The sequence below is a fragment of the Pseudomonas sp. LBUM1679 genome, assembly GCF_059695565.1.
The window spans coordinates 2,695,698-2,719,034 of sequence record NZ_CP166774.1 but is presented as its reverse complement, the minus strand read 5'-3'; the positions used below and the strand labels follow the sequence as shown (position 1 = coordinate 2,719,034).

At 60.1% G+C, this 23,337-nt stretch carries 18 protein-coding genes; all 18 read right to left on the bottom strand.

The window, feature by feature from the left end:
- Positions 1-20: 20 nt before the first annotated feature.
- A complete protein-coding gene (gene tssA / locus ACA062_RS12510) occupies positions 21-1,607 on the bottom strand; it encodes a type VI secretion system protein TssA (RefSeq protein WP_497456639.1) in 1,587 nt (528 codons plus the stop codon).
- Positions 1,604-4,975 (bottom strand): ImcF-related family protein, encoded by a 3,372-nt coding sequence (locus tag ACA062_RS12505; RefSeq protein ID WP_497456638.1) that lies wholly within the window; start codon positions 4,973-4,975, stop codon positions 1,604-1,606. The genes tssA and ACA062_RS12505 overlap by 4 nt, the downstream gene beginning before the upstream one ends.
- A gap of 9 nt (positions 4,976-4,984) precedes the next feature.
- Positions 4,985-6,211 carry a KPHS_23130 family T6SS system protein gene (locus ACA062_RS12500; RefSeq protein WP_497456637.1) on the bottom strand — a complete coding sequence of 409 codons (1,227 nt, stop codon included), beginning with the start codon at positions 6,209-6,211 and terminating at the stop codon, positions 4,985-4,987.
- A gap of 93 nt (positions 6,212-6,304) precedes the next feature.
- Positions 6,305-6,478 (bottom strand): hypothetical protein, encoded by a 174-nt coding sequence (locus ACA062_RS12495; RefSeq protein ID WP_497456636.1) that lies wholly within the window; start codon positions 6,476-6,478, stop codon positions 6,305-6,307.
- 73 nt (positions 6,479-6,551) lie between these two features.
- Entirely contained in the window at positions 6,552-6,944 is a 393-nt protein-coding gene (locus ACA062_RS12490; protein ID WP_497456635.1) for a hypothetical protein, read from the bottom strand.
- Between the two features lie 18 nt (positions 6,945-6,962).
- The gene (locus ACA062_RS12485; RefSeq protein ID WP_497456634.1) at positions 6,963-7,124 is read right to left on the bottom strand and encodes a DUF8812 domain-containing protein; all 162 of its coding nucleotides are present in this window, start codon (positions 7,122-7,124) and stop codon (positions 6,963-6,965) included.
- The gene (locus ACA062_RS12480; RefSeq protein ID WP_497457535.1) at positions 7,073-7,291 is read right to left on the bottom strand and encodes a DUF8812 domain-containing protein; all 219 of its coding nucleotides are present in this window, start codon (positions 7,289-7,291) and stop codon (positions 7,073-7,075) included. Before ACA062_RS12480 ends, ACA062_RS12485 begins: the two co-directional genes overlap by 52 nt.
- Before the next feature lie 187 nt (positions 7,292-7,478).
- Positions 7,479-8,267 (bottom strand): hypothetical protein, encoded by a 789-nt coding sequence (locus tag ACA062_RS12475; RefSeq protein WP_497456633.1) that lies wholly within the window; start codon positions 8,265-8,267, stop codon positions 7,479-7,481.
- On the bottom strand, positions 8,264-10,975 hold the full coding sequence (locus ACA062_RS12470) for a glycoside hydrolase family 19 protein (protein WP_497456632.1): 2,712 nt from the start codon (positions 10,973-10,975) through the stop codon (positions 8,264-8,266). The genes ACA062_RS12475 and ACA062_RS12470 overlap by 4 nt, the downstream gene beginning before the upstream one ends.
- 34 nt (positions 10,976-11,009) lie before the next feature.
- Positions 11,010-13,388, bottom strand: coding sequence for a type VI secretion system Vgr family protein (locus ACA062_RS12465; RefSeq protein WP_497456631.1), 2,379 nt, complete (start codon positions 13,386-13,388; stop codon positions 11,010-11,012).
- Between the two features lie 2 nt (positions 13,389-13,390).
- Positions 13,391-16,057, bottom strand: coding sequence for a type VI secretion system ATPase TssH (tssH, locus tag ACA062_RS12460; RefSeq protein WP_497456630.1), 2,667 nt, complete (start codon positions 16,055-16,057; stop codon positions 13,391-13,393).
- 152 nt (positions 16,058-16,209) lie between these two features.
- On the bottom strand, positions 16,210-16,701 hold the full coding sequence (locus tag ACA062_RS12455; protein ID WP_497456629.1) for an Hcp family type VI secretion system effector: 492 nt from the start codon (positions 16,699-16,701) through the stop codon (positions 16,210-16,212).
- A complete protein-coding gene (locus tag ACA062_RS12450) occupies positions 16,667-18,454 on the bottom strand; it encodes an OmpA family protein (RefSeq protein ID WP_497456628.1) in 1,788 nt (595 codons plus the stop codon). The genes ACA062_RS12455 and ACA062_RS12450 overlap by 35 nt, the downstream gene beginning before the upstream one ends.
- Before the next feature lie 10 nt (positions 18,455-18,464).
- Positions 18,465-19,148 (bottom strand): type VI secretion system protein TssL, short form, encoded by a 684-nt coding sequence (gene tssL / locus ACA062_RS12445; RefSeq protein WP_497456627.1) that lies wholly within the window; start codon positions 19,146-19,148, stop codon positions 18,465-18,467.
- Positions 19,145-20,500 (bottom strand): type VI secretion system baseplate subunit TssK, encoded by a 1,356-nt coding sequence (gene tssK, locus ACA062_RS12440; RefSeq protein ID WP_497456626.1) that lies wholly within the window; start codon positions 20,498-20,500, stop codon positions 19,145-19,147. Before tssK ends, tssL begins: the two co-directional genes overlap by 4 nt.
- A gap of 24 nt (positions 20,501-20,524) precedes the next feature.
- A complete protein-coding gene (tssC, locus tag ACA062_RS12435; protein ID WP_497456625.1) occupies positions 20,525-22,063 on the bottom strand; it encodes a type VI secretion system contractile sheath large subunit in 1,539 nt (512 codons plus the stop codon).
- A gap of 34 nt (positions 22,064-22,097) precedes the next feature.
- Positions 22,098-22,601 (bottom strand): type VI secretion system contractile sheath small subunit, encoded by a 504-nt coding sequence (tssB, locus tag ACA062_RS12430; protein ID WP_497456624.1) that lies wholly within the window; start codon positions 22,599-22,601, stop codon positions 22,098-22,100.
- A 333-nt stretch (positions 22,602-22,934) separates the two neighbouring features.
- Complete coding sequence (locus ACA062_RS12425) at positions 22,935-23,336, bottom strand: ExbD/TolR family protein (protein ID WP_019578566.1); 402 nt, start codon at positions 23,334-23,336, stop codon at positions 22,935-22,937.
- Position 23,337: the final 1 nt, after the last annotated feature.

Below are 23,337 nucleotides of genomic sequence, written 5' to 3'. Positions count from 1 at the left end.
AAAAATCCTGATGAATGAGGTTAGCCGCAGAGCACTGCGGCACGTACCGGATCGATGGCCACCAGCGCCGCCAGCAGCGCCTCCATGCGCCGGGCAAGGGTGGGTTTGTCGGCATCGTTGCGCTGTGCTTTCAAGCGCAACAATTTGAGCAGGCGGGCCTTGACCTCGAAATTCAACTCGGGCTCCCATTCGGCCAATGCCTGGCGCTGGGCGGTGGCGTCCAGTTCGCCCAGCAGGTGGATGGCCAGATCGCTCTTGCCATACTGCTCGGCCACCCGCGCCATCAGCAGGCGCAGCAACCAGCGCTGCCGTCCGGTCTGTATGCCGGGGCGCGCGGCCAGCCAGGCCAACGCCTGCTCGATGCCGTCGCTGTCGGCCTGAACCAGGGCTTCAGCTTCCAGTGACAGGATCTCGGTATCCGCGCCGGGCACTGCGACGGTCGGTGCAGGTAGCCACTGCTGGGGGCGATTGCCGCTGACGTGCCGGGCAATCCACTCCCGGGTGGTCTCATCGGCGAAGGGTGAGCCGTCGCTCCAGCACAAGGCTTCAACGCCCGGCAGGCGCTCGAGGAACATGCCCAGATCACGCTTGGCCACATCGGCCCAGCTGTCCTGGGGTGCGGGTTGTTTGCTCAGCGCCTGACACGCATACCACTGCAGATCCAGCCAGAAATGGTTCACGCCCTCGGCGTACATGCGCTCGACCTGATCGAGCAATTCAGTCCAGCTCTGTTGCAGATACAGTCGCTTGAGCTGTGCCCGATATTCGCCACGAGGCGCAGTCAGGCGCGTGATGCCATTGGCGTCCTGGGGCGGAGCCTGATGCACGGTGTCCCAGCGCAGGCTCTTCATCAGGCGGTGCGCTGCCAGCCAGCCCAGCGGTTGCTCGCGCAGATAACCGGCCAGGGCTTTACCACTGTCCAACAGGTCGCGGCCGGATTTGATCGTTGCCGCGTTGGACGCCGTCGGTTGCGCACTGGACTCCTGACTGGCGCTGTTCTGCGGCACCAGTGCGTCCACGCCGCCGGACTGCGCCAGGCGCGCCGACAAGGCGCCATACAGTGCGCCCAGGGCGGGCCGTTGCTCCGGCGGCCACGCCTCAAGCCCGCGTTCCAGCCAGGCCAGCGCCGCCACGGTGCGCTCAGCCTCGTCCTTGACCACTTCCGGAAACAGCGAAAGGCTGTCCAGCACTTTGCCGCTGGTCAGCCACTCCAATGCCGCCTTGCGACTATTGGGACGCGCGGGCAGCACCTCGCCGGCATAGCGTTCCACCAGGGCCGCCAGCAGGCCGAGACCGTCTGCCAACCCGGTCTCACCGTCTTTGTGCAAGCGCGCCCACAAGTAGTAGGTGGCGACGCGCAGGTCCTTGCAACGTTGGGTGATGAGTTTCTCTGCCAGTTGCTCCACCTGATCGACATCGGCGCCAGACAGCTTGTTGACCTCTTCACGCATGCGCTGGAAGTCATCGTCGTAGCCCGGATCCTCACCCACGGGCAAGTCCGTGCTGATCGGTTGCAACCAGGCTTGCCAACGCTCGGCTTGCAGGTGGGCCAGGGAAAGGGCATCGCGTTCGCCCAGGCATCGGGCGATTAATGTACGCAGGCTCATTTGATCCTCCTCATCTGCACATCGGCGACCGCCTCATCGCCCTCACTCAAAAAAATCTGCGCCGGCAACTTGAAGCTGCGCAGCTTGAGCAGCGCTAGCGGCCCCGCATCCAGCTCGGTGCGCAGGTGCCAGGTCAGGCCCAGGCCGTCGGGGGCCTTGAGGACGATGCGGTAGTGGCTGCCGCCATCGTCCAGCGGGGTGATTCGGGCTTGCTCCAGCAAGCGGATCAGGCCCCAGGTGCCCTGGAAATCACCGAACAGCCGTTCGTTGGCCTGCACGCTGGTCCAGGTCAGGCTGGTGCCCGGGTGACTGCTGAAGCCGGGCCAGCTGAAGCGTTGCCAGCTTTCCTTCTGGTTGAAGTACTCGTGTTTCTCGCCATTGAGGACGAAGGTGGTTTGCACCACGTCGCGCACCGGTTTGCCGCGCAGTTCGAAACTCAGGCCCATGCCGCCATCGGTGTAGAGCACGTCGGCCAGGTGGCTGAGCTGATTGACCGCCGTGAGGAACTGCGGGTTGAAACGCAAGCCCTGGCTGTGCCGGGAATCGGCCACCCAGCGGCTGCCTTCCTTGCGCAATACGCCGCCCAGTTGCTGCTGCAGAAACTGGTCGATGCGCCCGGAATCGGCGCGGATCATCTGCCCCAGCATCGGCAAGGACGCGTCACTGGCGGTGGCGGCAAAGGGGTAGCGGCCGGCGAAAGCGCTGTGCCAGTCGCTGACGATCGCGCGTTGCCATTGGCGGTTGAGCCCCGCCGCCGAGGGTTGCAGCACGCGCTGCCAGGCCTGGTCGAGCGGCTGCACCAACAGTGTCTCGCCGACCTGGACCCACTCGGCGCCGAGGCTGGCGGCGAGCAGGCTGCCATAGGACTGGGTGTCGGTGAGGTCGACGTTCTTGCCCTGGAACACGCTCTGCGCCAGGGCCTGGGTCATGGCTTGCGGGTCGGGCGCGTTGTGCACTTGCTGCAGTTTCAGGCGCACCCGGGTGACGCGGTTGAGGAAGGCCTGCAGGCTCAACCGGTCGCTGTCGCCGCTGCCTTCCGCGTCTTTGCCCAGCAGGGCCAGCAACGGGCCGAAGGTGGCGTCCAGCGGACCAGTCGGTCCCTGCAACTGCTGGTCGATCGCCGGCACCGGGGCCTGGCCGACCAGCTTTTGGGCGGACTGCATCAGCGACTCGGCCAACGCCTGGCCGCGGACGCCGGCCTGGCCCTGGTAGGCCAGGGTGTTCATCAGCGCGATCAGCGGCGACTGGCGCACGTCGCTCATCAGCGTCAGTTGGTCGATCACCTCGCCGAGGCTATCGGCCGGCTGCCAACGCAGGCGGTTGAGAAAATCCAGCCAGGCGCTGGCGTAGTCCTCGAAGTAGCGTTCGGTCAGGCGCGCCCGCAGCACGTCCGGGGTCAGGTCGGCATCGAGCTCGGCGGGGTGGTCGCTGAGCACCCAATCGATTTCCTCGCGCCGCGCCTCGGCGACGGCCTCGATGGCCTGGCGCACCTGGCCTTCCCAGGCCTGGCGGGTGAACACCCCCGGTACGCTGGCCCGGGTGGCGAACAACGCGCCGGCCTCGGTGTCGCCGACCAGCTGCGCCAGGCTCAAGTCCGGGGTGTGATTGGCCGCGGCGTCGAGCACCTGTTGGTACAGGCTGGTTTCGGCATTGCGCTGGCCCAACTGGCCGAGCAGCACTTGCCGGGCCTGGGCGACCAGCTTCGGGTCGGCCTTGATGCGCCATTCGGGGTGCGCCGCCAGGTGCTCGGCGTAGAACTGCCACAGGCTGGGTGACAGGCCTTGCCACAGCCCCGGTGATATTTCGGCGCGCACGGGTTCGGCGTCGATCAGCGTCTTGGTCAGGAAGGTCGCGTCGGTTTTGTCCGGGTGCGCCAGCATCAGGTAGGCCTTGAGGTGGTCGTAGGCCTCCCGGGCCCGTTGGGCGCGCTCGGCGCTCCCCGGGGGCAGCTTGATCAGGGCAGTGAGTTTCGCCTGCAGGTTGGCGGCGGCTGGATCGCGCAGGAGGCGGTTGTTGGCTTCGACATAGGCGGGCCATACCACCTGCAGCAAATTCTGGTTCTGGTTCAGGCCGAAGCGCTGGTACCAGGGGGTGCCGTGTTCGGCGCGGTAATCCAGGCGCGCCAGTTCGCGCATCAGGTCGTTCAGGGCCAGCAGTTGCGCGTCGCCCTGCCCGGCTTGTTCGAGCGATACCAGTGCGCTTTGCACCTGGGCGATCTGCACGCGGTGGGTGGCGAAGGACAGCAGCATGCCGGCGCCCCATACCAGCGCCAAACCCAGCACCAACGCCGAGCCGATGCGGATCGGGTGGCCGCCCAAGCGGCGACTGTGCACGGCCTTGTCATCGAGCACGCCCTGCCAGGCCGGGTCAATCGGCCAGTGGTGCGCCGCATGGCCCTCGTGTGCAGGCAACGGCAGGCTGAACCACAGCCCGCGCAGCGGCAGACCGCGGGCGAATTCACCGAACAAGGGCGCGAGCGCCTGGCGCCAGCGGGCAATGCCTTCGACCTGCAGATCGTGCGACAGGCGCAGCAGGAAGTCATGCTTCATGTCGCCGTGGATTTGCGCCCAGCCTGATTGGCGCAAGGGCAGAATCAGGTTGTCCAGGCAGGTTTCCAGGGCCACGGCGGTGGCGCGTGCGGGTAGCAGGCAGCCGACGGGTTGGGTCATGCGCTTGGGCTGCGGCCACTCACTGGCGCAGACTTGCCACAGGTACAACGGCAACTGCCACTGCAGATGGCGGGCCAGGGTTTGCAGGTACCGCACGCCGGCGCCCATCGCGGCGGTGTCGCTGGACTGTTCCTTGCTCAGGGCCCAGATCACCCCGTCGAGTGCGCGCCAGCGGTTCAGGCTGCGGTACTGTGCAAAGGGTGCATCCTCCGCATTGCCTTGTACGCTGCCGCCCCAGATCAGGACCGTGTCTTGCCCTTCCAACCAGTTCTTTTCTGAAAGTTGCGGGGCGATGGCGTGGATCTGTTCCGGTTCGCCGACGACCAGCAGCAGGCGGATTTTGCGGCGCCAGAAGGGGCCGTGGTGTTCGCGCAAATACGCTTGAACGACAGCGGTCGGTTGCGCCCGAGTACCGGGGGTTTCAGTGGAGGCTGGCTGAGCAGGCGGGGCATCATCCGCGTCGAGCCGGTCAAAAGCCGAATGCCCAAGCTGACGTCCCATCAGTCGATACCCTGCCAGAAGTCCCACGACGACCAAAGTCGTGGCCGATATCCCCCAAAGCGAGATCGTTTGCCGGTCACTACCGGCCGCAAGACCCAGCGACTCGGGGTAATGCCAAACCAACACGCCCAAGATCACACCGGTCAGCAACAGCAGGCCAACCAGCCCTCCCATTCCTACAGAGTGGCGAAACTGCATTCGAGATTCCTATTTAGAAAGTGCTGACACAGGCATCAAGACCGTGCCCCAGAGTCCGGCCGTGGCAGGGCCACCACCACTGAAAATGAATTGCGCTCCAGCGCCGCGCGCAATCGTCTGCGTCGCGGCCGCGATGGCCAGCCAAGGGGATGCTTTCCCGGAATGCCCCAGCAACGCATCGAGGTTGCAAGGCGCCTGCTTGACCAACATGGGTTCTTCAGCCAACACGGTCGCAATGGCGGCATGACGTTGTGGGTCGATACCTACCTGCCAGGCTTTCTCGATTGACTTCGCTTCAAGCGGCACCCAGTCGAGGGCTTGACGCGTGGCGTAAAGCAGATCAGTGTCGGTAGGCTGGCGCTCCTGCTCAGGACGGTGCAGGTAGGCGATCGGCGCCAAGGTGGTTTGCGTCAGGCGATTGCCGAACAACACGCCGACGGCGACTTCTGCCGTGCCCTCGGGCTGTTCCGGTGCAAGCTGCACGGCCAGCACCAGCAACAAGGCCTGATCGCCGATGCGCTGGTCGAGCCAGTGATCCACCGCAGCCAATCCACTGCCCTCGACGGGTACCGTCGATTGGCGGATGCCGGACTCTCGCCATATCTTTTGCCACGCAGGGCGCCACTGGTCCTCCGGTAACCTGCAGTCGATCTCCAGTAACAGGGCCAAAGGTTTATCGTCAGGCAATTGCGCCAGGATCGGTGCCAGGTCAGCCAGCCTCTTCTCTAATACACTCATCAGTACCGCTTCCAGGTCTTCACCTGAGCCTTCGATAAAGCGGCTGTGACTTACAGGTGCATCGTCCACCCTCGACGGTTGCGTCTTCAGCGCCTCGGTGCCGCTCAACAAAGCGTCGAGTTGGACGGTTGGCTCGTCCACTGAATCTTGCAGGGCGGTATGCAAGCTCACACCCAACACCTGCTGCGAGCGTCGACCCTGACGAATCTTGCGGATCATGGCTTTTTCGCGGGCCTCATCCCAGCCGTCGGCAGCGGACTGTTCGCCGATGTGAAATAGCACTCGCCCGAAACCCAGCACACACCAGCCCAGGATCGGCAGGCCCAAGGCCAAACTCCAGAAATCAACAGGCTTTTGGCGCAAGGGTTCATCGCCTAGCAATAACGTCCCTCCCACTCCGAGCAATGAACACAGCAACAGCAAGATGAACCAAAGCCAGAAGCGAGGTCGGATAGGACGCAGCGCGGGAGCAGGTACTTTATCCAGTCTGATGGGCATGACTAACTCGCCCTCGCTTCAATCGGGGAGAAAATCAATGCGCAACTGCAAGCGCCAAACTGGTCGTGAGATGCGACTGGAAGACTTTTGTCTTTAAACATTGGATGGCCCCTTGGCGATCACCGTGCGGCGATGTTCAGGAATCGGGTACAGCATAGGGTCTCCCTCACGAGCCACGCGAACAATTGCAAACTTCACCACAACCAAACCTGATAATATGGTGCGACCGCTAGTTGTTATGTCACCTACATGAATGATGCCTTTCATGCTTTATCCCTACTCAAGAAACTCAACTCCGTGTTTAACTACACAGCCCCCACACTCTTTTACTAACTCATTGTTACTCGAAAGGCTCGGAACAGTGGAGGCGTCTCATTTTCCCGTTTTCGATTGGTATGGAGCATTTACGTAACAGCTCTCCCGTAGTCTCCAGCGGCGTAACGCTTAAAATTAAGTGAATTCCATCTTTTTCAAAGGTAATATCTTGGAATCCAGCGTAAGCAAATCCCGTTGAAAAAGTCTTGCCTTCAAAACTGCATAGACTCATGCTTTCCAATACTTCAAGTTTCCCTTGAACGCTTACAACTTCGATTACCAGGCAGTCGCCCCCAAAGGTTTTTATGTAGCGCGCAAGTACCCCTCCACTTCTACCAGAACTTATCTCTGATGCATTTGAATAGTCTGCCGGTAGAGCTCTTACAAGATCAAACGGCACTACAATCAAAAGAAACAACAATCCAATTCGTATCACTTATTGACCCCTCATGTAACGAGCGCGTTTGTCAAAGCTATTAGCCGGCACCGACACCCAAGTTTTACGAGCACAAATAGATCCAACAAAACCAGCCAAGTCATTTTCAGCTATAAATCTCTGTATGATTTTTCTCGTCTCACCAGTGTGTCTCCTCGACATATCAGGCCGACGGACATATCTTTTAATTTGTCATTCCGTGCTTCCCAATTCACATCGCCATGTAGTTTCTCGACATCTTCTTTGCGCGAAACAAGCAAAACCTCAGCTTTCATAAAATCACATAGCGGGCTGTCAGATGCGGTTGGACGATTTTTGTCTTTAAACATTGGATGGGTTCTTGGCGGTTACCGGGCGGCCATGGCCAGGAATTGGGGAAAACACTAGATCTCTTTCACGAGCCAAAATGTCAATTGCAAACTTTGCCACAACCGAACCTGAGAATAGGGATCGACCGCACTTTTTCACGCATTTATTAACAACCAACGACAACAACTCACTCAACGATTTCATACATTAATGCCCATCGCAATATTGGAGATCCCGACACCTCAACCATCCTTCAGTCGTAACAACTCCAGAAAACCTGAACTCAACCCAATCTTCATCATCACCCCTAAAAAAATCCAGCAACGTAATACTGTCTCCTTGAATCAAATATTTACTTGTTTTTTTTGAAAGTTCTGGAAAATTGAAAATCTCAGCACGAAGAGCAGAGACGTCAGTAGTCAATGGCACCCTGCGCTCAAAATCAACATCATCGGACACTAACAATCGTGTAAACGAGCCATCCGAATTATATGTTTTCCGTTTAATTTCTCCACACCCAACACAACTATCTGAAATATAATATTTTACTTTACCATTTTGAACACGATAGACATTTTCTTTCCAAGCCGCACCATCTTTAAAGGAGCTTACAATATAATCATGCCGAATCTGAAAATTACACAAAGGTCCATCACCAAAGTCCATCTCAGCTAAGGAGCGCTCAGCAGCCTTGTAATACAATACCTTTGAGCAATTATTCAAACCTCCCCCACCCATACGAAAAACCACTTCCCCAACCCCGTCCCCATTTAAATCTTCAATATAAACATCGTCATATACTCCTTCCACCTCTTTCATAAAACCATCAGGCAGTGTTAGGGGATAAGATTCCCCTTGAAAAGTAACTGACACGGCAAGGGGTGAGAGACGATCAACCTGCAATGCAGGTAGAGATGACTCAGCGCTAGCCCCATATGAAAAAAAATACAACATCAAAAGCAAGCCAGCTATCGACACTGATCTCATTTCTTTCATTTACGTAAGCCCCACTCTTTTCGTATCGCCTCGTATATTTTTACTCTCTCATGCAGGCCATTGTCACCTCCATTTACTGCCAACGTCACAAGATCGACATTGTCAGGCTCATTATTTATCAGAACGTTAATATCACCCCGCGCATTATACTTCCTGCTGACGGCCCCATTCCGCCGCCAATACCAACACGAAACGTCTATGGCATCAAACATATTCTCTGCGATTAAATTTGGAGTGCGCACAAAATCAACCCCCCTATAATCCGAATAGGATGCATAATTGTTTTTCCAAGTAAGTTGAATCAACCCCTTTCCTTTATATTTTGGCCCATCACCGACTTCCGTATTTCCACTCGCTATAGCATTTACATGCCTACCAGGATCGTATTGCTCGCCTGACGCAAACTCGACAGTCGTTTCAAAGGCTGCTGACTCATGAAAACATTGAGAAACAAAATGTGCTTGCTGATGCGGAGTTGTTATTTCATATCTTTCAAGAGCATCATTCAATTGAGCAACAAACTCATATTTATCATATCTATATATTAGCGGATACTTTGACTTGAACTCATTAAGAAAGGTGCGCCCACCCCCTCGCCCGGTAAACCAATTACCAGATTTGCCCGTAACCTTTTCTAATAGCTCAACAGTAATTTTTCGATCACTAGCGTTGAACCACTCCTTTAACCCCACCGGATGAAAGTGAAAGACCTTCCCCCACGACGGCAACCCCACTTTCTCCGCCACCTCACCCCACCAACCCATCTGCTGGATCCGCTGCTTCTCCGCCAGCCAGTTCAAGTGCGGAGTCGAGCCGCTATGGCCGAGCAATTCATCCAACGCGTCCCACTTCCGCTCCTGGTGAAACCATTCGCTTTCCTTGCGGATGATCAATTGCGAGATCGCTTGCGCGTGGGCCGGCAGGTGAAGGGCCGCTTGCAGTTCTTCGGCGGTCATCTTGCCGACGCGGTTAGGGTCGATGATCTCGTACAGCCGGCTTTTCATCGGCCCTTGGTCGTCTTTGTCAGCCAAGGGACGAAAGCGCTCGCGTTGCTCTTCGGTGAAACCGTCGACGGCACTGAGAAACGAGGCCATCAAGTGTTTGGGCGTGCTGTAGTCGAAAATAGTGTCATAGCCCTCCCACGACCAGGGACTGAGCCAAGACGTGACGCCGACTTCTTCGCGCACCCAGCCTTTGAGCAGGTTGTTGTCAGCATCGTGCAGCAGCCCATCCAGGCGATACCAGTTGCTGGCTTTATGGCTCTCGCTCGCGCTCACCTGGATTTTTCTGTCGGCCGGCAAAGCCTCCAGCACACTCTTGGGGACCAACAGGTCGGCAGCACTGCGTGGGCTGGCGGCACTCCATATTTTCAGTTGGGCGGCGGTGGCATTTTCTTGATGAGGCACCACGGCGGTGCCTTTGGCGAGCTTGAGCCAGGTCCTGTCTTTATCCGGCAGGTGCTGGGCCCAGGCGCGACTGGCCTCGATGAATAAATCGACGTCGTCGTTACTGAATACTTCCAGGTGCAGCTTTTCCTCTGGCTGATCCGCGCCGCCGTCCTGGTACTGGCCGAGGTGACCGATCAACGCGCCGGCCTTGATGGGAACAGGCGAGTCGAGCACCACCACGCGATCCAACACCAGCGGTTCCTGCGCACCTTCCAGCGAGTCGAAATGCACATACTGATTCACGCGTTCCAGCTTACGAAACTCGCCTTCACCGCTGACCCTGACCACCGCTCCCACCGGCAGCTTTAAAAGTTCCGGGTTGGTAACGCTTGGATCAGCGCGAACATTGACCCACTCCTCCGACGACGTGATGCGGTACTCGTTGCCGGCAACAGGTTGCAGAAGGCTGGCGGCAAGGTAGCCGGCTATCGAGCCATCGGCCTTGATCAGTTTGGCGGGGCCGAGGCTGTTCTCCAGCTTGCGATAGCTGCCCTCGCCACTGACGGTCACCTCGGCGCCCCGCGGCAGGAAGTCGATCACCTGGCCCGGCCAGGCCTTGATACGCACGTTCAGGCCACGCTCTTCAAGGTTTCCGGGACGGACGTCGTTCACCGTCTGTTTGACGCGAAGGATCGGGCTCTCGGGCCAAAACGCCGGACGAACGATGGCGGCGTCCTTCCGGTACACCGACCAATCCCGCAGGTGCATGTACAGGCTGTAGAAGACCAGGCTGCGCGGCGTGTCCGGGCGGCCTTCGAGCTTCGGTGGCTGAAGCCGATGGCGGACCAGCACGAAATTGCGCGAGAACGGCTTTTCTACAGTGTGTTTATTGACGAGATAAGCCGTTTGTTTATCGACGAAATATGCCGTGGTCGGCGACTGCGTATCGATGCGGTACGCCACCACTTCGCCGTCGGCCAGACACTGCACGCTGGATTGATCCAGGAGGCCGGCGGTGCCGCTGTCGAAATGTACGCCACCGTGCCAGAGGCCGCTGCGTCCCAAAGGGAAATAGCCTGCTTTGGCCTTGGCCAGGTGGGTCAGCTGTAACAGCGGGTTGCGTTTGTCCTCGCGCGGATCTTTGTCCTTGAACGGATGGCTCCAGTTTTTCAGCGGTGGCAGAGTGTCGCTACTGGGTGCTGGAGACAATGAAACTGGCCGGGTGTCAGGCGTCGGCAAGATCGGCGGTACCGGTCGATCCACCTGCGAGTCACTGCGGGTGTCGTGAAATCCAAAAAGTCGGGCAAGCAAGTTGGCCATGTTGAATGTCGCTCCTTGTTTTGCGAAAAAGGGGTCAGCCGGAGAAATCCGTACGCCCCAGAGACGTGGAGTTATGCTCGGTCAATTGGGCTAACGGCGGTATTTCCAGCGATTGCTTGGCTGCACCGCTGTAGTCGAACTGCGCCGACTTGATTTTGAAGTCACCTGCCGTGCCGCATTCGATGCTGGAGGGGTCCAGAGTGATGTAGCTGCCACCGGCGTTGAGGGTGATTTTCTTCTTGGCCGTGATGTGGATTTCGTCTTCGGTACTGGTGATTGCCAGGCCGTGACGGGCCATCAGTTCGAGCGTGTCGTTTTGCGCTTGCACGCTTACCGGTCCGTGGTTGGCGATCAGCTTGATGCCCAGCTTGCGCACGAAAACGCTCAGGCCTTGCCCTACCCCCATGAACAGGCGCTTGACCACACTGAGGTCGGCTTCGCCCCCCGCGTTGAGCATCAGGTTTTTTTGCGCCGCCAGTTGCAGGTGTTTGCCGCTGGTGAGGGCGATGCCCTTGGGAGCGCTGAGGAGTACTACGGCGGCTTTGAGCTCGTCGAGTTGTTCGCGCACGAGTGCCATTTGTGCCTGCACATCCGCGGGATCTGCGTTGGCGGCCTGGGCATCGACAGAGAGCGATTGCAGTTGCTCACCCGCCTGTTGCAGACGACCGATGGCCGCGCTCATTTCCAGGACTTGCCCCTGCGCCAGGGCCTGTTCATCAGCACTGATAAACAACCCCTTCCCCGCCCGAATCGCACCCCAACCATCGCTGCGCAATTCAAACCCTTCACCACGTTTTTTCTGCTCGGCATCGACCAAATGCCCGAGATTGAGCTGGCTCTTGCCACTGTGCTCGGTACTGAGCTTGACGTGCTCTTCCCCGCGAGTGTCCTCCATCCGCAGCTTGTTATTGGCCGGCGTGCGCAGCACATTGCGTTTGTAATTGCGCGCACGCAGGGTGACGTGGTCCGGGTGCTGGCTGTCGTGCAGGGCATGGGCGATATACGGCCGATCCGGATCGCCCTGTTCGAAGGCCACCGCCACTTCGGTGCCGGCGATCAGCGGCAAATGCAGGCCGTGGGTGTCGCCGGCGTAGGGCCGGGCCAGGCGTAGCCACATGCTTTCCTGGCCGGGTTTCCAGGTGTCGCGGTCGAACAGGAACTGCACGCGGTAGCGCCCTTCGACGTCGATCTCGGCGTAGGGGTCGTGTTTTTGCGGGTTGCTGACCCGGGCCGGGACGGTGCCGGCGATCTGCGGCTTGGGCTGCAGCGGCGGGCGGAAGCACACGCTTTCCGAATAGGGGATGGCCTGGAACCGGGCTTCGAAGCTGGCATCGCGGGCGGCGCGGGTGCTGAGGTGGGTGATCACCGTACCGGGGGCGAAGGCCTGGGGCGCGCCGCCGGAGATCATCAGCTTCTGGCCGGGGGCCAGGGTGGCGCTGCTGCTGGTGCCGCTGAGGCGGGTCTGCTCGTTGAGGTAGCGTTCGTGTTGCAGGCGGGCGTAGAAGTAGCCGGTTTCCGGCGGCAGGTCTTCGTAGAACTGGTAGCGGTCGCCGAGGGCGGTGTAGGGTTCGGCGTAGTGGTAGGCCTCGCCGTAGGTGGTGGTTGCGCCGCGGGTGTGGTCGATCTCGCCGTCCAGATGGGCGCGGGCGTCACGGTGCTGGTAGGTGCGGATGTTGACCTGGCGTTCCACCACCTGGTGTTGGGTTTGCAAGGCCCAGACGCCGTCCTGCTCGCTGCTGCTCAGTCCGGCGGGTGGGTGGTACGGCAGCTCGATGCCGGATTGGTAATGCAGCTGATCGTCACGGAATTCGACGACGTCGATGTTCAGGCGTTCGTCGCTGGTGAAGCGGTACCAGATGCCGACGTCGGCCAGCAGGCGGGCGATGAAAGCCAGGTCGCTTTCGCCGTATTGCATGACTTGCAGGCGTTTGGGGTAGTCCCGCGTGAGCTTGAAGAAAAAATCCTCGCCCCGGAAATCGTGGCGGCTGCGCAGGATCTGTTCGACGATTTGCGGCACCGACTGGTGCTGGTAGAGGCGGAATTGCTGGCCGCGGGCGAGCAGTGCCAGGCGCGGTTGCAGGGTGATTTCGTAGCGGGCTTCGTCGACGGAGCCGGACAGGCGTTTGAAGCCGGTGATCACGCCGTTGAAGGTGCGCAGCGGTTTGACCTTGAGGTCCTTGGTCAGGAAGGTGAGCTTGCGCGGCACGGGGTGCAGGCTGAACTGGGCCTCGCGGTTGAGCAGTTGGTCGGCGGCGATGTCCTGTTCGCTGCAGGTGAATTCGACGACGTAGTGGAATGGCTGGCTCAGCTGTTCTTCGCCGTGGAAGGCCAGGACGTCGAGGGTCGCGTCGAAGTTATGGACGCTGAGTTTGTGCCGGCTGTGGTCGAAGAAGATGGGCAGTTGGCTGGACATCTTCACACCTCCATCGCGGCAAGGTGCCCGGCGTCGTGGGTGTCGGTGAAGTGCAGGGTCACGCCGTAGTCGTCGCTGTAGCCCAGGCTCACGCCGTGGGTTGTCTGTCCGGCCGCCTGGCGTTGCAGCAGCTGTTGGCTGAGCACCGGCAGGATCTGCTGGTTGAGCAGGCTGTCGATGTTGCGCGCGCCGGAGTCGGGCAGCAGGCAGGCGGCAACCAGGGCGTCGTTGAGGGCTTCATCGATCTGGCAGGCCAGGCCGTAGTGACGCTGCAGACGCCTGGCCACCCGGGCGAGCTTGAGGCCGACGATGCCCTTGAGGGCGTCGGCTTGCAGCGGGCGGTAAATCAGGGTCTGGAAACGCGCCAGCAGGGCCGGCTGGAAGTGCTCGCGCAGGATCGGCCGCAGCAGTTCCTGCAGGGTGCTGTCCGGCGCGTCAGGTTGTTGCTGCAGGCAGGCCTGCAGTGGATCGCTGCCGAGGTTGGAGGTCATCAGAATGACGGTGTTGCGGAAGTCGATTTCACGCCCTTCGCCATCACGCATGAAGCCTCGGTCGAACACCTGGTAAAACAGGTTGATCACATCGCGATGGGCCTTCTCCACTTCATCGAGCAGCACCACGCTGTAGGGCCGTTGGCGCACCGCTTCGGTGAGCACGCCGCCCTGGCCGTAACCGACGTAGCCCGGAGGCGAGCCTTTGAGTTGGCTGACGGTGTGGGCTTCCTGGTATTCGGAAAGGTTGAGGGTGATGAGCGATTTCTCGCCACCGAACAGGCAGTCGGCCAGGGCCAGGGCGGTCTCGGTCTTGCCGACGCCACTGGTGCCCACCAGCAGGAAAACCCCCAGCGGCGCCTTTTCTTCGGTCAGGCCGGTCCTGGCGGCCCGCAGTCGTTGGGCAAGGGCATTCAACGCAGGCTCCTGGCCAATGACGCGTTCGCTCAATTGCAGCTCCAGTGCCAGCAGGTTGGCGTGTTCGTCCTTGAGCAGACTGCCCAGCGGCACCCCGGTCCAGTCGGCGATCACTTCGGCCACGCTGCGGGCGCAGACATCGAGGGCCAGCAACGGACGGTTGCCCTGGGCATCGGTCAGTCGTCGTTGCAACTGTTCGCAGATATCCGGCTGGGGTGGCTCGGCCTGGCGTGCATCGAGCAATTGTCGTGTCAGGTCGAGTTCATGCCGGTATTGCTGTTCGAGCTCGGCGTGTTCACCTTGCAAATCCGCCTGTTGCGCAGCGATCGTCGCCAAACGCTCGCTGGCGCTGCCGCCCACGAGTTGCCGATCCTCTTCGAGGGCCTGGCGCTCCAGTTCCAGGGCGGCCTGCCGAGCCTTGAGCCGGACCAGTTCCTGGGGTTCACAGTCAAGGCTCATGCGCACTCGCGCGCTGGCGGTGTCGAGCAGGTCGACCGCTTTGTCGGGCAGTTGCCGGCCGGTGAGGTAGCGCCGCGACAAGCTGACCGCGGCCTGTACCGCCGCATCCTGGATGTGCACGCCATGGTGACTGGCGTAGCGCGCCTTGAGACCCCGCAGCATGAGGCAGGCGCTGGCGTCGTCCGGCTCGTCCACCTTGACGGTCTGGAAGCGCCGCTCCAGGGCGGCATCGCGCTCGAAGTATTGTTTGTACTCGCTCCAGGTGGTGGCGGCGATGGTGCGCAGTTCCCCACGGGCCAGGGCCGGCTTGAGCAGATTCGCCGCATCGGCACCGCCCGCCTGATTGCCGGCACCGATCAGGGTGTGGGCTTCGTCGATAAACAGCAGCACCGGGTGGGCCGATTGCTGCACGGCGTCGATGATGTTTTTCAGGCGTTGTTCGAACTCGCCCTTGACCCCGGCGCCCGCTTGCAACAGCCCCAGGTCCAGGGTGCGCAAGCTGACCGGCTTGAGGCTGTCCGGGACATTGCCCTGGGCAATGCGCAAGGCCAGGCCTTCGACCAGGGCGGTCTTGCCCACCCCGGGTTCGCCGACCAGCATCGGGTTGTTCTTGCGCCGGCGACTGAGGATGTCGATGACCTGTCGAATCTCATCGTCACGGCCGAACACCGGGTCGATCTGCCCTGCCCTGGCCTTGGCGGTGATGTCCTGGGTGAACTTGTCCAGCACGGCTTGCAGGGCATCCTGCATGACGGCACTGGATGGAGGGGTAATCGGTTGGCCAGCAGACACTTCCATCTGGTCCAAGGCCGCTTCTTGCTGAACCTGCGGACGCTCTTCGGAGTGTTGATCGAGCAGCACAGACAAACGCTGCAATTGAACATCACTGAGGCTGAGCAGCGGCCACGCGGCGTCGCACGCGAGCAGGCCGGGGGTCTCCAGCAACGCACCGAGCAGATGCGCGGAACGCAAATGCTCGTGGTTGTCGTCCAGGGAGGCTCGAAGCCAGGCGTTCCTGATCAGTTGCTGCAACTTGCCACACAGCTGCGGCTTGCCCTGCACACTGCGTGGCAGGCTGTCGAGATGGTCGAGCAGCCCACGCCAGAGCGCGTCCATATCCCATTCGTAGCGACGCGCGATGAGGGTCAGGTCGCCCTCCCCTTGCTCCAGTAGCTTGAGCAGCCAGTGCTCGATGCTGATCTGTCCATGGCCGCGGCTCTGGCACAGCGAAGCCGCCGCGCTCAGCGCCTGGGCGCAATAGGGGTTGAGGCGGCGGAGCAAACGGGTGGAATTGTGTGCCATGGGGGCGCGTCCTTGTTCTTGATACTCGGTATGTTCGATGGAGCCGGTGGTGAGCCTGAAACTCGATGTAGTTGGATGAACGCCCGCGAACAGACGCTCAGCCAAACACAGCGGGTGCCGGCAGACAGAAGCCCGTCTGCCGGCTTTTCAGGTCAACCTGATTTGCGCTCGCTCCAGGAATCCGAATGCTTGATATTGCCCTCCTTGAAAGTCCAGGTGATCTTCTCGTAGCGCAACTCAACCTCCTCCAGGTGATTGTGCTTTTCCTTGGTGGGGTCCTTGATGTCGTGCATTTTCGAAGCGACATTCACCACCTTGACGTTCTCAAGCAAAGTGCTGTAGTTCTCGACTTCGTGGCCATTTTCGTCGATGCGATACCACTTGAGCTCGGCACTCTTGAACGTCTGGCCCATGGTCACAGCCTTGAGCAGGTAGACAGAGGAGGCATCGATGTCCTTGGTGAAAATAAACGGGGAGTGAACCCGTGTGCCTGTCAACTTGCCTGTGTTGTCGTTGGTGGGGATGGACACTTCATGGTCCAGGGCAAGCACCTCGATGCTGCCCTCGCGCCCTTGTACATCCACCGAACCTTTGATGTCCGCGCCGCCGTCATCTTTCAGCCACAGATAAACCGGAATTGCCATGTGAAACTCCTTCTCTCAGAACATGAATGTCGCGGAATGCGACAGGGGGTTGTACGTCCGGCCCCGGCGTGGGAAGCACGCAGGCCCCCACTTCCGGCACCAGACGGATATCGACGCGACGGTTGGCCGCGCGCCCGGCCTCGGTGTCATTGCTGGCAATCGGCTGGCTGGCGCCAAACCCCTGGACGGCAAAACAGCTGTCAGGGATGTCACCCATGCGCTGCATCCACTCGTGCACCGCGGCCGCCCGGGCACGGGACAACTGCAGGTTGTGCCCGGCGTTGCCCGTGGCATCGGTATGCCCGGCAATAACGATCAGCCAGCCAGGCTGGGCCTTGATGCCGACCAGGGCATTGACCAGTACCTTGGTCGAACCAGACTTGAGCCGGGCGCTCCCGGTACCGAACAGCGACAGGCTGTCCAGGCGCACTGGTCTTGGGCTCCCGGCTGGCATCGGAGCCGTCGGATGACGGTGACCGGCAATCGTCGCCAGCACCTGCGCGCGCAAAGGCTCACCGCGATACAGGCCCAGGCCCAGCGCCAGTGGTGCGCCTTGTCGGTAGTAGTGATCCAGACGCGTGGCGTCCTGACGCAGCTGCGCCAACGCTTCCTCGCGCAAGGCGAATTCGGGCCGGTCACGTTGGCCTGTCGGGGAAAGCGACGTGTACCGCCGCAGGTCATCGGTGATCTGACGCACCAGTAAGGTGTTCTGCCAGGCCGAGCTGGCCAGGGCGACGACGCCGGCCACTGCGAACAACCACGACGCGATGACACTTGCACGGCCTAACGGGGAACGCCGTCCATTAACCGGCAGCAGATGCAGCAAGGCATCAGGGAACGGCAAGCGCGCGCCCTCCCCAGGCTCCGCCTGCCTGGCGTCAACCAGCGCCACTTTGTTACGCAGCCATTGTTGCCACAGGTTGCCCGCCACTGATTGAGGCAGTACCGGTACGAGCGTAACGGCGCAGACCCTCGGCAGGCTGACGCAATGACGGGTTTCCCAGCGGGCGAAATGTGGCAATACCGTTTCATCCAGCCAGGCCGCAACGCTGCTCAGTTGGACGCTGGTGTGCAACCGGCCGGCGTGCGTGGCGCTGTCAGCGGACTGCCGCTGCCAATCCGCCAGGCTGACGCAGGCTCCCGCCGCGCGCACGCTGGGGTTGCCCTCGCCTCCCTGCCAGCTGAACCAGGGACCATCACCCCGCGAGGCTTGCAGGTAGCTCACCAGCAGTAGCGGCAGCGCTATGCCGCGTTTGCGAACCAGCGCTACCTGATAACTGAAGGCTCGTATCTGTCCAGCCAGCACTGCGGCGTCGGTATGCTCGGCGGGGTTGACGACGAACATGACGCTGAGCTGCCCGCCCCATTCCGGACGCAGGGCCATCAAACCAGCGGTCACCGACGGTAGCTGCTCCAGCTCGGGTACCCGCACATAGCAACCGTCTTTAGTGAGGTGCAAGGCCAGGTGGTCAACGGCCGTTACGCCAAACAGACTCGCCAGACCATCACCGCACACCAGGACCACCGGCTTACGGTAGGCTGCAGACGGCAAGGCGGTATGGCCGGCCAGCGTCAGTGACTCCCTCAGCGCCGCCGCACGTCGTCCCGCCAGACGCCAGGCAAGGGCGACGAAGCATAGGACGGTCAGGACAGCGAGTGCACGGGTCGAGGTTGTCAATGGAACAACCGCCAGCAGCGCAAGGGCGAGCGAACCCGCCCACAGCCAAAGACCCCGTGTCAGCTTGAGCGCCATCGGCCCCATCTCAGGCGGCCCCGGGCAGGAGCGTAGTGATCAGACCGCTCAACAGGCGATCCAGCCCCCACCAGACAGCGACGAACAACAGGCCCGCCGCCAGAACGTGAGGCAACGGTGATCGCAGCCAGCGCAGGCTGCCGACGCGGTTAGCGCCACTCACTTGCGTCGTTATGCCAAGGCCCAGTTCCATTGGCGCGACGTGCCCATTCAAGGCTGTCAGCAGTTGCTCGCGTTCAGGATCATTCAGTTCGCGATATCGGCCTCGAAAGCCCAGCATCAGTACCCGGTGGAAGGCCGTCAGCACCTGCGGATCGGGCGCCGGTTCGCGCAGCACTTCGCGCATGTCTTCATACAAAAACACACCGGCCTGGTGACGATTGAAGAATTTCGCCTGCAGCGGTTCGCGGGCCCATTTGGCGTGGGCATCGGCTTTGGCACAGTTGAGTACGGTTTCGTCGAGCAATGCACATTGGGCATGGCTGATGTGGTCGATGCTGCGCTGGCTCAGGTCGGCCTGCTCGAGCATTTGCCGAACGAACTCGATCTGCCCGGCGCAACGCGCCCACAGTTCGTCGGCATTCTGCGTACAAGCCCCATGGCGCAGCTCTACCACCAGCAGGTAGCTGTCCTGCAACAGCGCGTCGATATCCGGTGCCGTCGCGGTCTGTCTGTTGGAGATAACCCGGCTCATGTGCGCAGCACCGCGAACAGTTCAAGCTTCACGTCGGCCAGCGTACTCGGAACGTAGAAGGCACAGACCCCTTGGGCCAGCACGGCCTGGCCCTCGGCATGCCTGAGATCGAGGGCGAAATACTGGTTTTCCAGGCGTAGCGGAATGGCGGCCGGCACGTGGCTGAGTGACTGCAGCGGAACACCGTCCAGTGCGGCGTTGACCAGGTGATCGACAGCATCTGGTGTACCGACCTTGCACAGGCGCGGAAACTGGCTTTGCAACTGTGCGGCCGGCATCCGGCAACGCACCGACAGATAGAAGTCGGCACCGTCATCCTCACGCAGGCGCGCATCATTGATCGTGACTTGCCAGCGGTTGGTACCGATCTCCTCAAGTTGCAGTGCAATCACCCGTGACGGCAGGCTGGCCTCGAGCAAGGTGGAAATCAGGCGCATCAATGGCGGGAACACGGTCTCCAGCTGATCGTGTCGATAAGCCGGAATCTGATCGATATCGTGTTCCAGCGAAAAGGTCAGCAGGCTGCCGGCCAACTTGGCCAGTTCCAGATAGACCTGCTCGGGATGCCGTGCAGGATAGGCCTTGAGATCGGCCAATACCGGTTGGTACGTGTTCAAGGCATTGAGCAGCCAGAACAGCGAGACATCGGCAACGGCGAAGTCGGCCATGCGCTGGTTGCTCTCGCGGCGCATGCCCATCAGCCGTTGCCGCTTGGCGGACAACTGGGTCAACAGGTTATCAAGCTGTGCCAGCAAGCCGGGATGAGCCGCGAAGTGGAGCAGCGGCGGCACATAATCCGGATCGAGGCTCCAGCCGCCCTGCCCGTCGCGCGCCAGGCGTGCAATCGGGCAGGTCAGGTAATCGCCGTTTTCGTCATGAGCAAAGCGCAGGCTCAACGCGTGCTCCAGCACGCCGATCGATTGCACCTCGTCGGCGTAAACGTCCTGGACGTCACGCCAATCCTGGCGATAGCGTGTCGGCCGTTCAGCCTTGGCTGCGTCGAACAGGCAGTTGTTGCCATTGGCCTGTTCCAGCGGCAAGGCCAGGAGCAAGGTGGCGCCCTGGATGTCATCGGCCAGCAGGCGGGCCAACTCCAGGGCAGAGGGCAGTCGATCCACCTGATCGGTATCGATCAGGGTGCCGTCGGGCATGCGCAGGCGCACCTGGGTGGCCTTGAGCTTGCCCAGGCGCAGGGCTTGCGGGTCAAACCCCACCACCTGGACACCCCAGGGATGCACCATGGACAGACGGGCCAGGCTCTCGTTGGCCCACGCCTCCCAGCGCGCCTGCTGTTGGAATTGCTGCGGGCACAGCAAGGCTCCCGCGGCCCACAGGGGGCGGTCGATTTTCATGACGTTGTTTCTCTAGGGGTTGATTCAGGCTTTCGCTTTGGGCATCTGCGAAACCAGCGACAGGTTGACGTCCATCCCTTCCACCTGGAAGTGCGGCACGGCGTACAGCTTGACGCGGAAGAAGCCCGGGTTGTCGTCGATGTCTTCCACGGTCACCCTCGCATCACGCAAGGGGTGCGAAGCCTGCAGATCGTCGCCCGGATCGGTCATTTCGGTGACCAGCCCACCGACCCACTTGTTCAACTCCAGCTCCAGTAAACGACGGTCCTTGGTCGTTCCGATGTTCTCGCGCTGGATCATTTTCAGATAATGCGCAATGCGCGAGAGCAGGAAGATGTAGGGCAACCGTGAATTGATCCGGCTGTTGGCGGTGGCGTCGGCCGTGTCATACAGCGCCGGCTTCTGAGCCGAGTTGGCCGAGAAGAAACAGGCGTAGTCGCGGTTCTTGTAGTACGACAATGGAATGAATCCGAGGTTGGCGAACTCGAACTCACGCGTCTCCGGAATCATCACTTCCGAAGGGATCTTCACCTGGCTGCCCGTGCCCAGATCGTACAAGTGAATCGGTAGCTCGGTGACCGCGCCGCCTGACTGCGGTCCGCGAATCTGCACGCACCAGCCGTTGGCGATGAAGCTCTTGACCATGTTTGCCGCAAAGGCGAACGAGGCGTTGGTCCACAGATACTTGGCGTGATCAGGGCCCTTGACGCTTTCGATGTAGTTGAAGCTGCGCACCGGAATCGTATCCGGGCCATAGGGCAGGCGACCCAGCACGCGCGGCATGGTCAGGCCAATGTAACGGGCATCGTCACTGTCGCGGAATGACTTCCACTTGATGTATTCGGCGCGGTCGAAGTAGTTGCCGATGTCCTTGATCGCAGCCACCTCTTCCATCGATTCCTTGCCGAAGAACGCCGGGCCGACAGCACCAATGAAAGGCATGTGCGCTGCTGCCGCAACTTTGGAAATATTGCGCAGCAGGGTAATGTCCTGCGGGCCGCGATCGAACTCATAGTTGGAAACGGCCGCCGCTATCGGCTCACCGCCGGGAGTGTCGTACTCCTGGGTGTAGGTATGCACATACAGCCCGCTCTGGGCGATCTCCGGTGCATCTTCGAAATCCTGGATCAAGTGATCCTTGCTCAGATCCAACAGTTCGATCCGCACGTTCTGGCGGAAGTCGGTCTGATCGATCAACGATTTGACGCCGCGCCAGGTCGACTCGACGCGCTGAAAATCCGGATGGTGCATGACTGCATCCAGTTGACGGCTGATCTGCGCATCCAGCGATGCAATGTGCTCATCCAACAGTGTCTTATCCAGGCGCTCGACTTTCTTCGACGACTGCTTGAGCAACTTCAGGAATACACTGACGGCCGCGGTCACTCGCTCATCGGTGGAAGCCTCGGACAAGGCTTCATTGTTCTGAAAAACGTCGATTGCGCCCAGCTCTGCAACCGGACTGAGGTTGATCTTGCTAAACAAACCACTATATACAGTATGATTTTCTTCAGACAGCACTGCAGCGCCACGCGATTGCGCGGAAGAGTTTTCTACGGACATTGTGCGAACTTCCCTTTAAACCAACCGAGGTGAATTAACGATCTTGTTCCGGCGCCAGAGCGGCCAATTCGGCTCTCAACTCGTCACTCAGCGCGTCATCCTTGAGGATGCGCTCCAGTTCGTGACGGAAGGTGGCGTTGTCCAACAGGTTCGACTTGAGGTCGCGCAACAGATTACGCATCGCCAACAGGGCACGTAGTTGCGGTATCTGACGCGCCACCTGTTCCGGTTCAAAGTCCTTCATGCCCTGGAATTCCAGCTTGACGGAGGCGTCGGAGCCATCATTGACCAAGGTGTTTTCCACGGCCAGTGTCAGGCGTGGAGAGAACTCGGCCAGCACGCTGTCGAAGTTGTTTTTGTTTACATCGACCTTGCTTCTTTCAGACAGAGGACGCTGCTCCCTACCATTACTGTAATCCCCCATCACCATCAACTTCAGCGGCAACTCGACTTTCTTCTGTGCCCCACCGGTGTGCAAATCGAGCTTGATATTGACCCGGGCCTTGGGCACTTCGTTTTGAAAACTGCTTGAAGCCATATCCCCTCCATAGACATTAAGTAACGGCACGCACCGTCACAACAACAAGAACGACTGGAACCCATGCCATTTTGCCAACCCAATAAAAACATTGCTGCCAGCAGCCTGTGAGTTCCTTTTTGAAACAGCGAATAAAACGTTTTCGATTCAGGTGTAGTTCAGCAACCTACAAACACAATGAATCATCCCAGGCTGCTAATCCATATCTCGGAGCATGATTAGGACGTTTCCGACGCATTTTCAGAAACTGCCTACAAACTGAAACAAACAGCAATAAAAAAGGCCGCTCGATGGCGGCCAAAAGAAACAAGCATGATCCTTCGGTAACATTTCCTACTTCGCCGTAATCACCGACAACTTGGTAATCCCCGCCCGTTCAATAGACGCCATGGCCCGCGCCACCTCGCCATAATTCACCCCGTTATCCGCCTGCAGTTGCACCCGCACATCAGGGTTTTTCGCCTTGGCCGCCTGCAGGTTGAACTCGAGCAGGTCCGCCTGGATTTCGTCCTTGTTGATGAACACCTTGCCCTTGTCGTCGATGCTCACCACCAGCGGATCTTTCTGCTCCACCGGCGCCACCGACTCGGTCTTGGGCAGGTTGATCGGGATCGCATTGGTCAGCAGCGGCGCGGTGACGATGAACACCACCAGCAGCACCAACATCACGTCCACCAAGGGTGTGACATTGATCTCGCTGAGCACTTCATCGCTGTCTTGTGTGGAGAAGGCCATC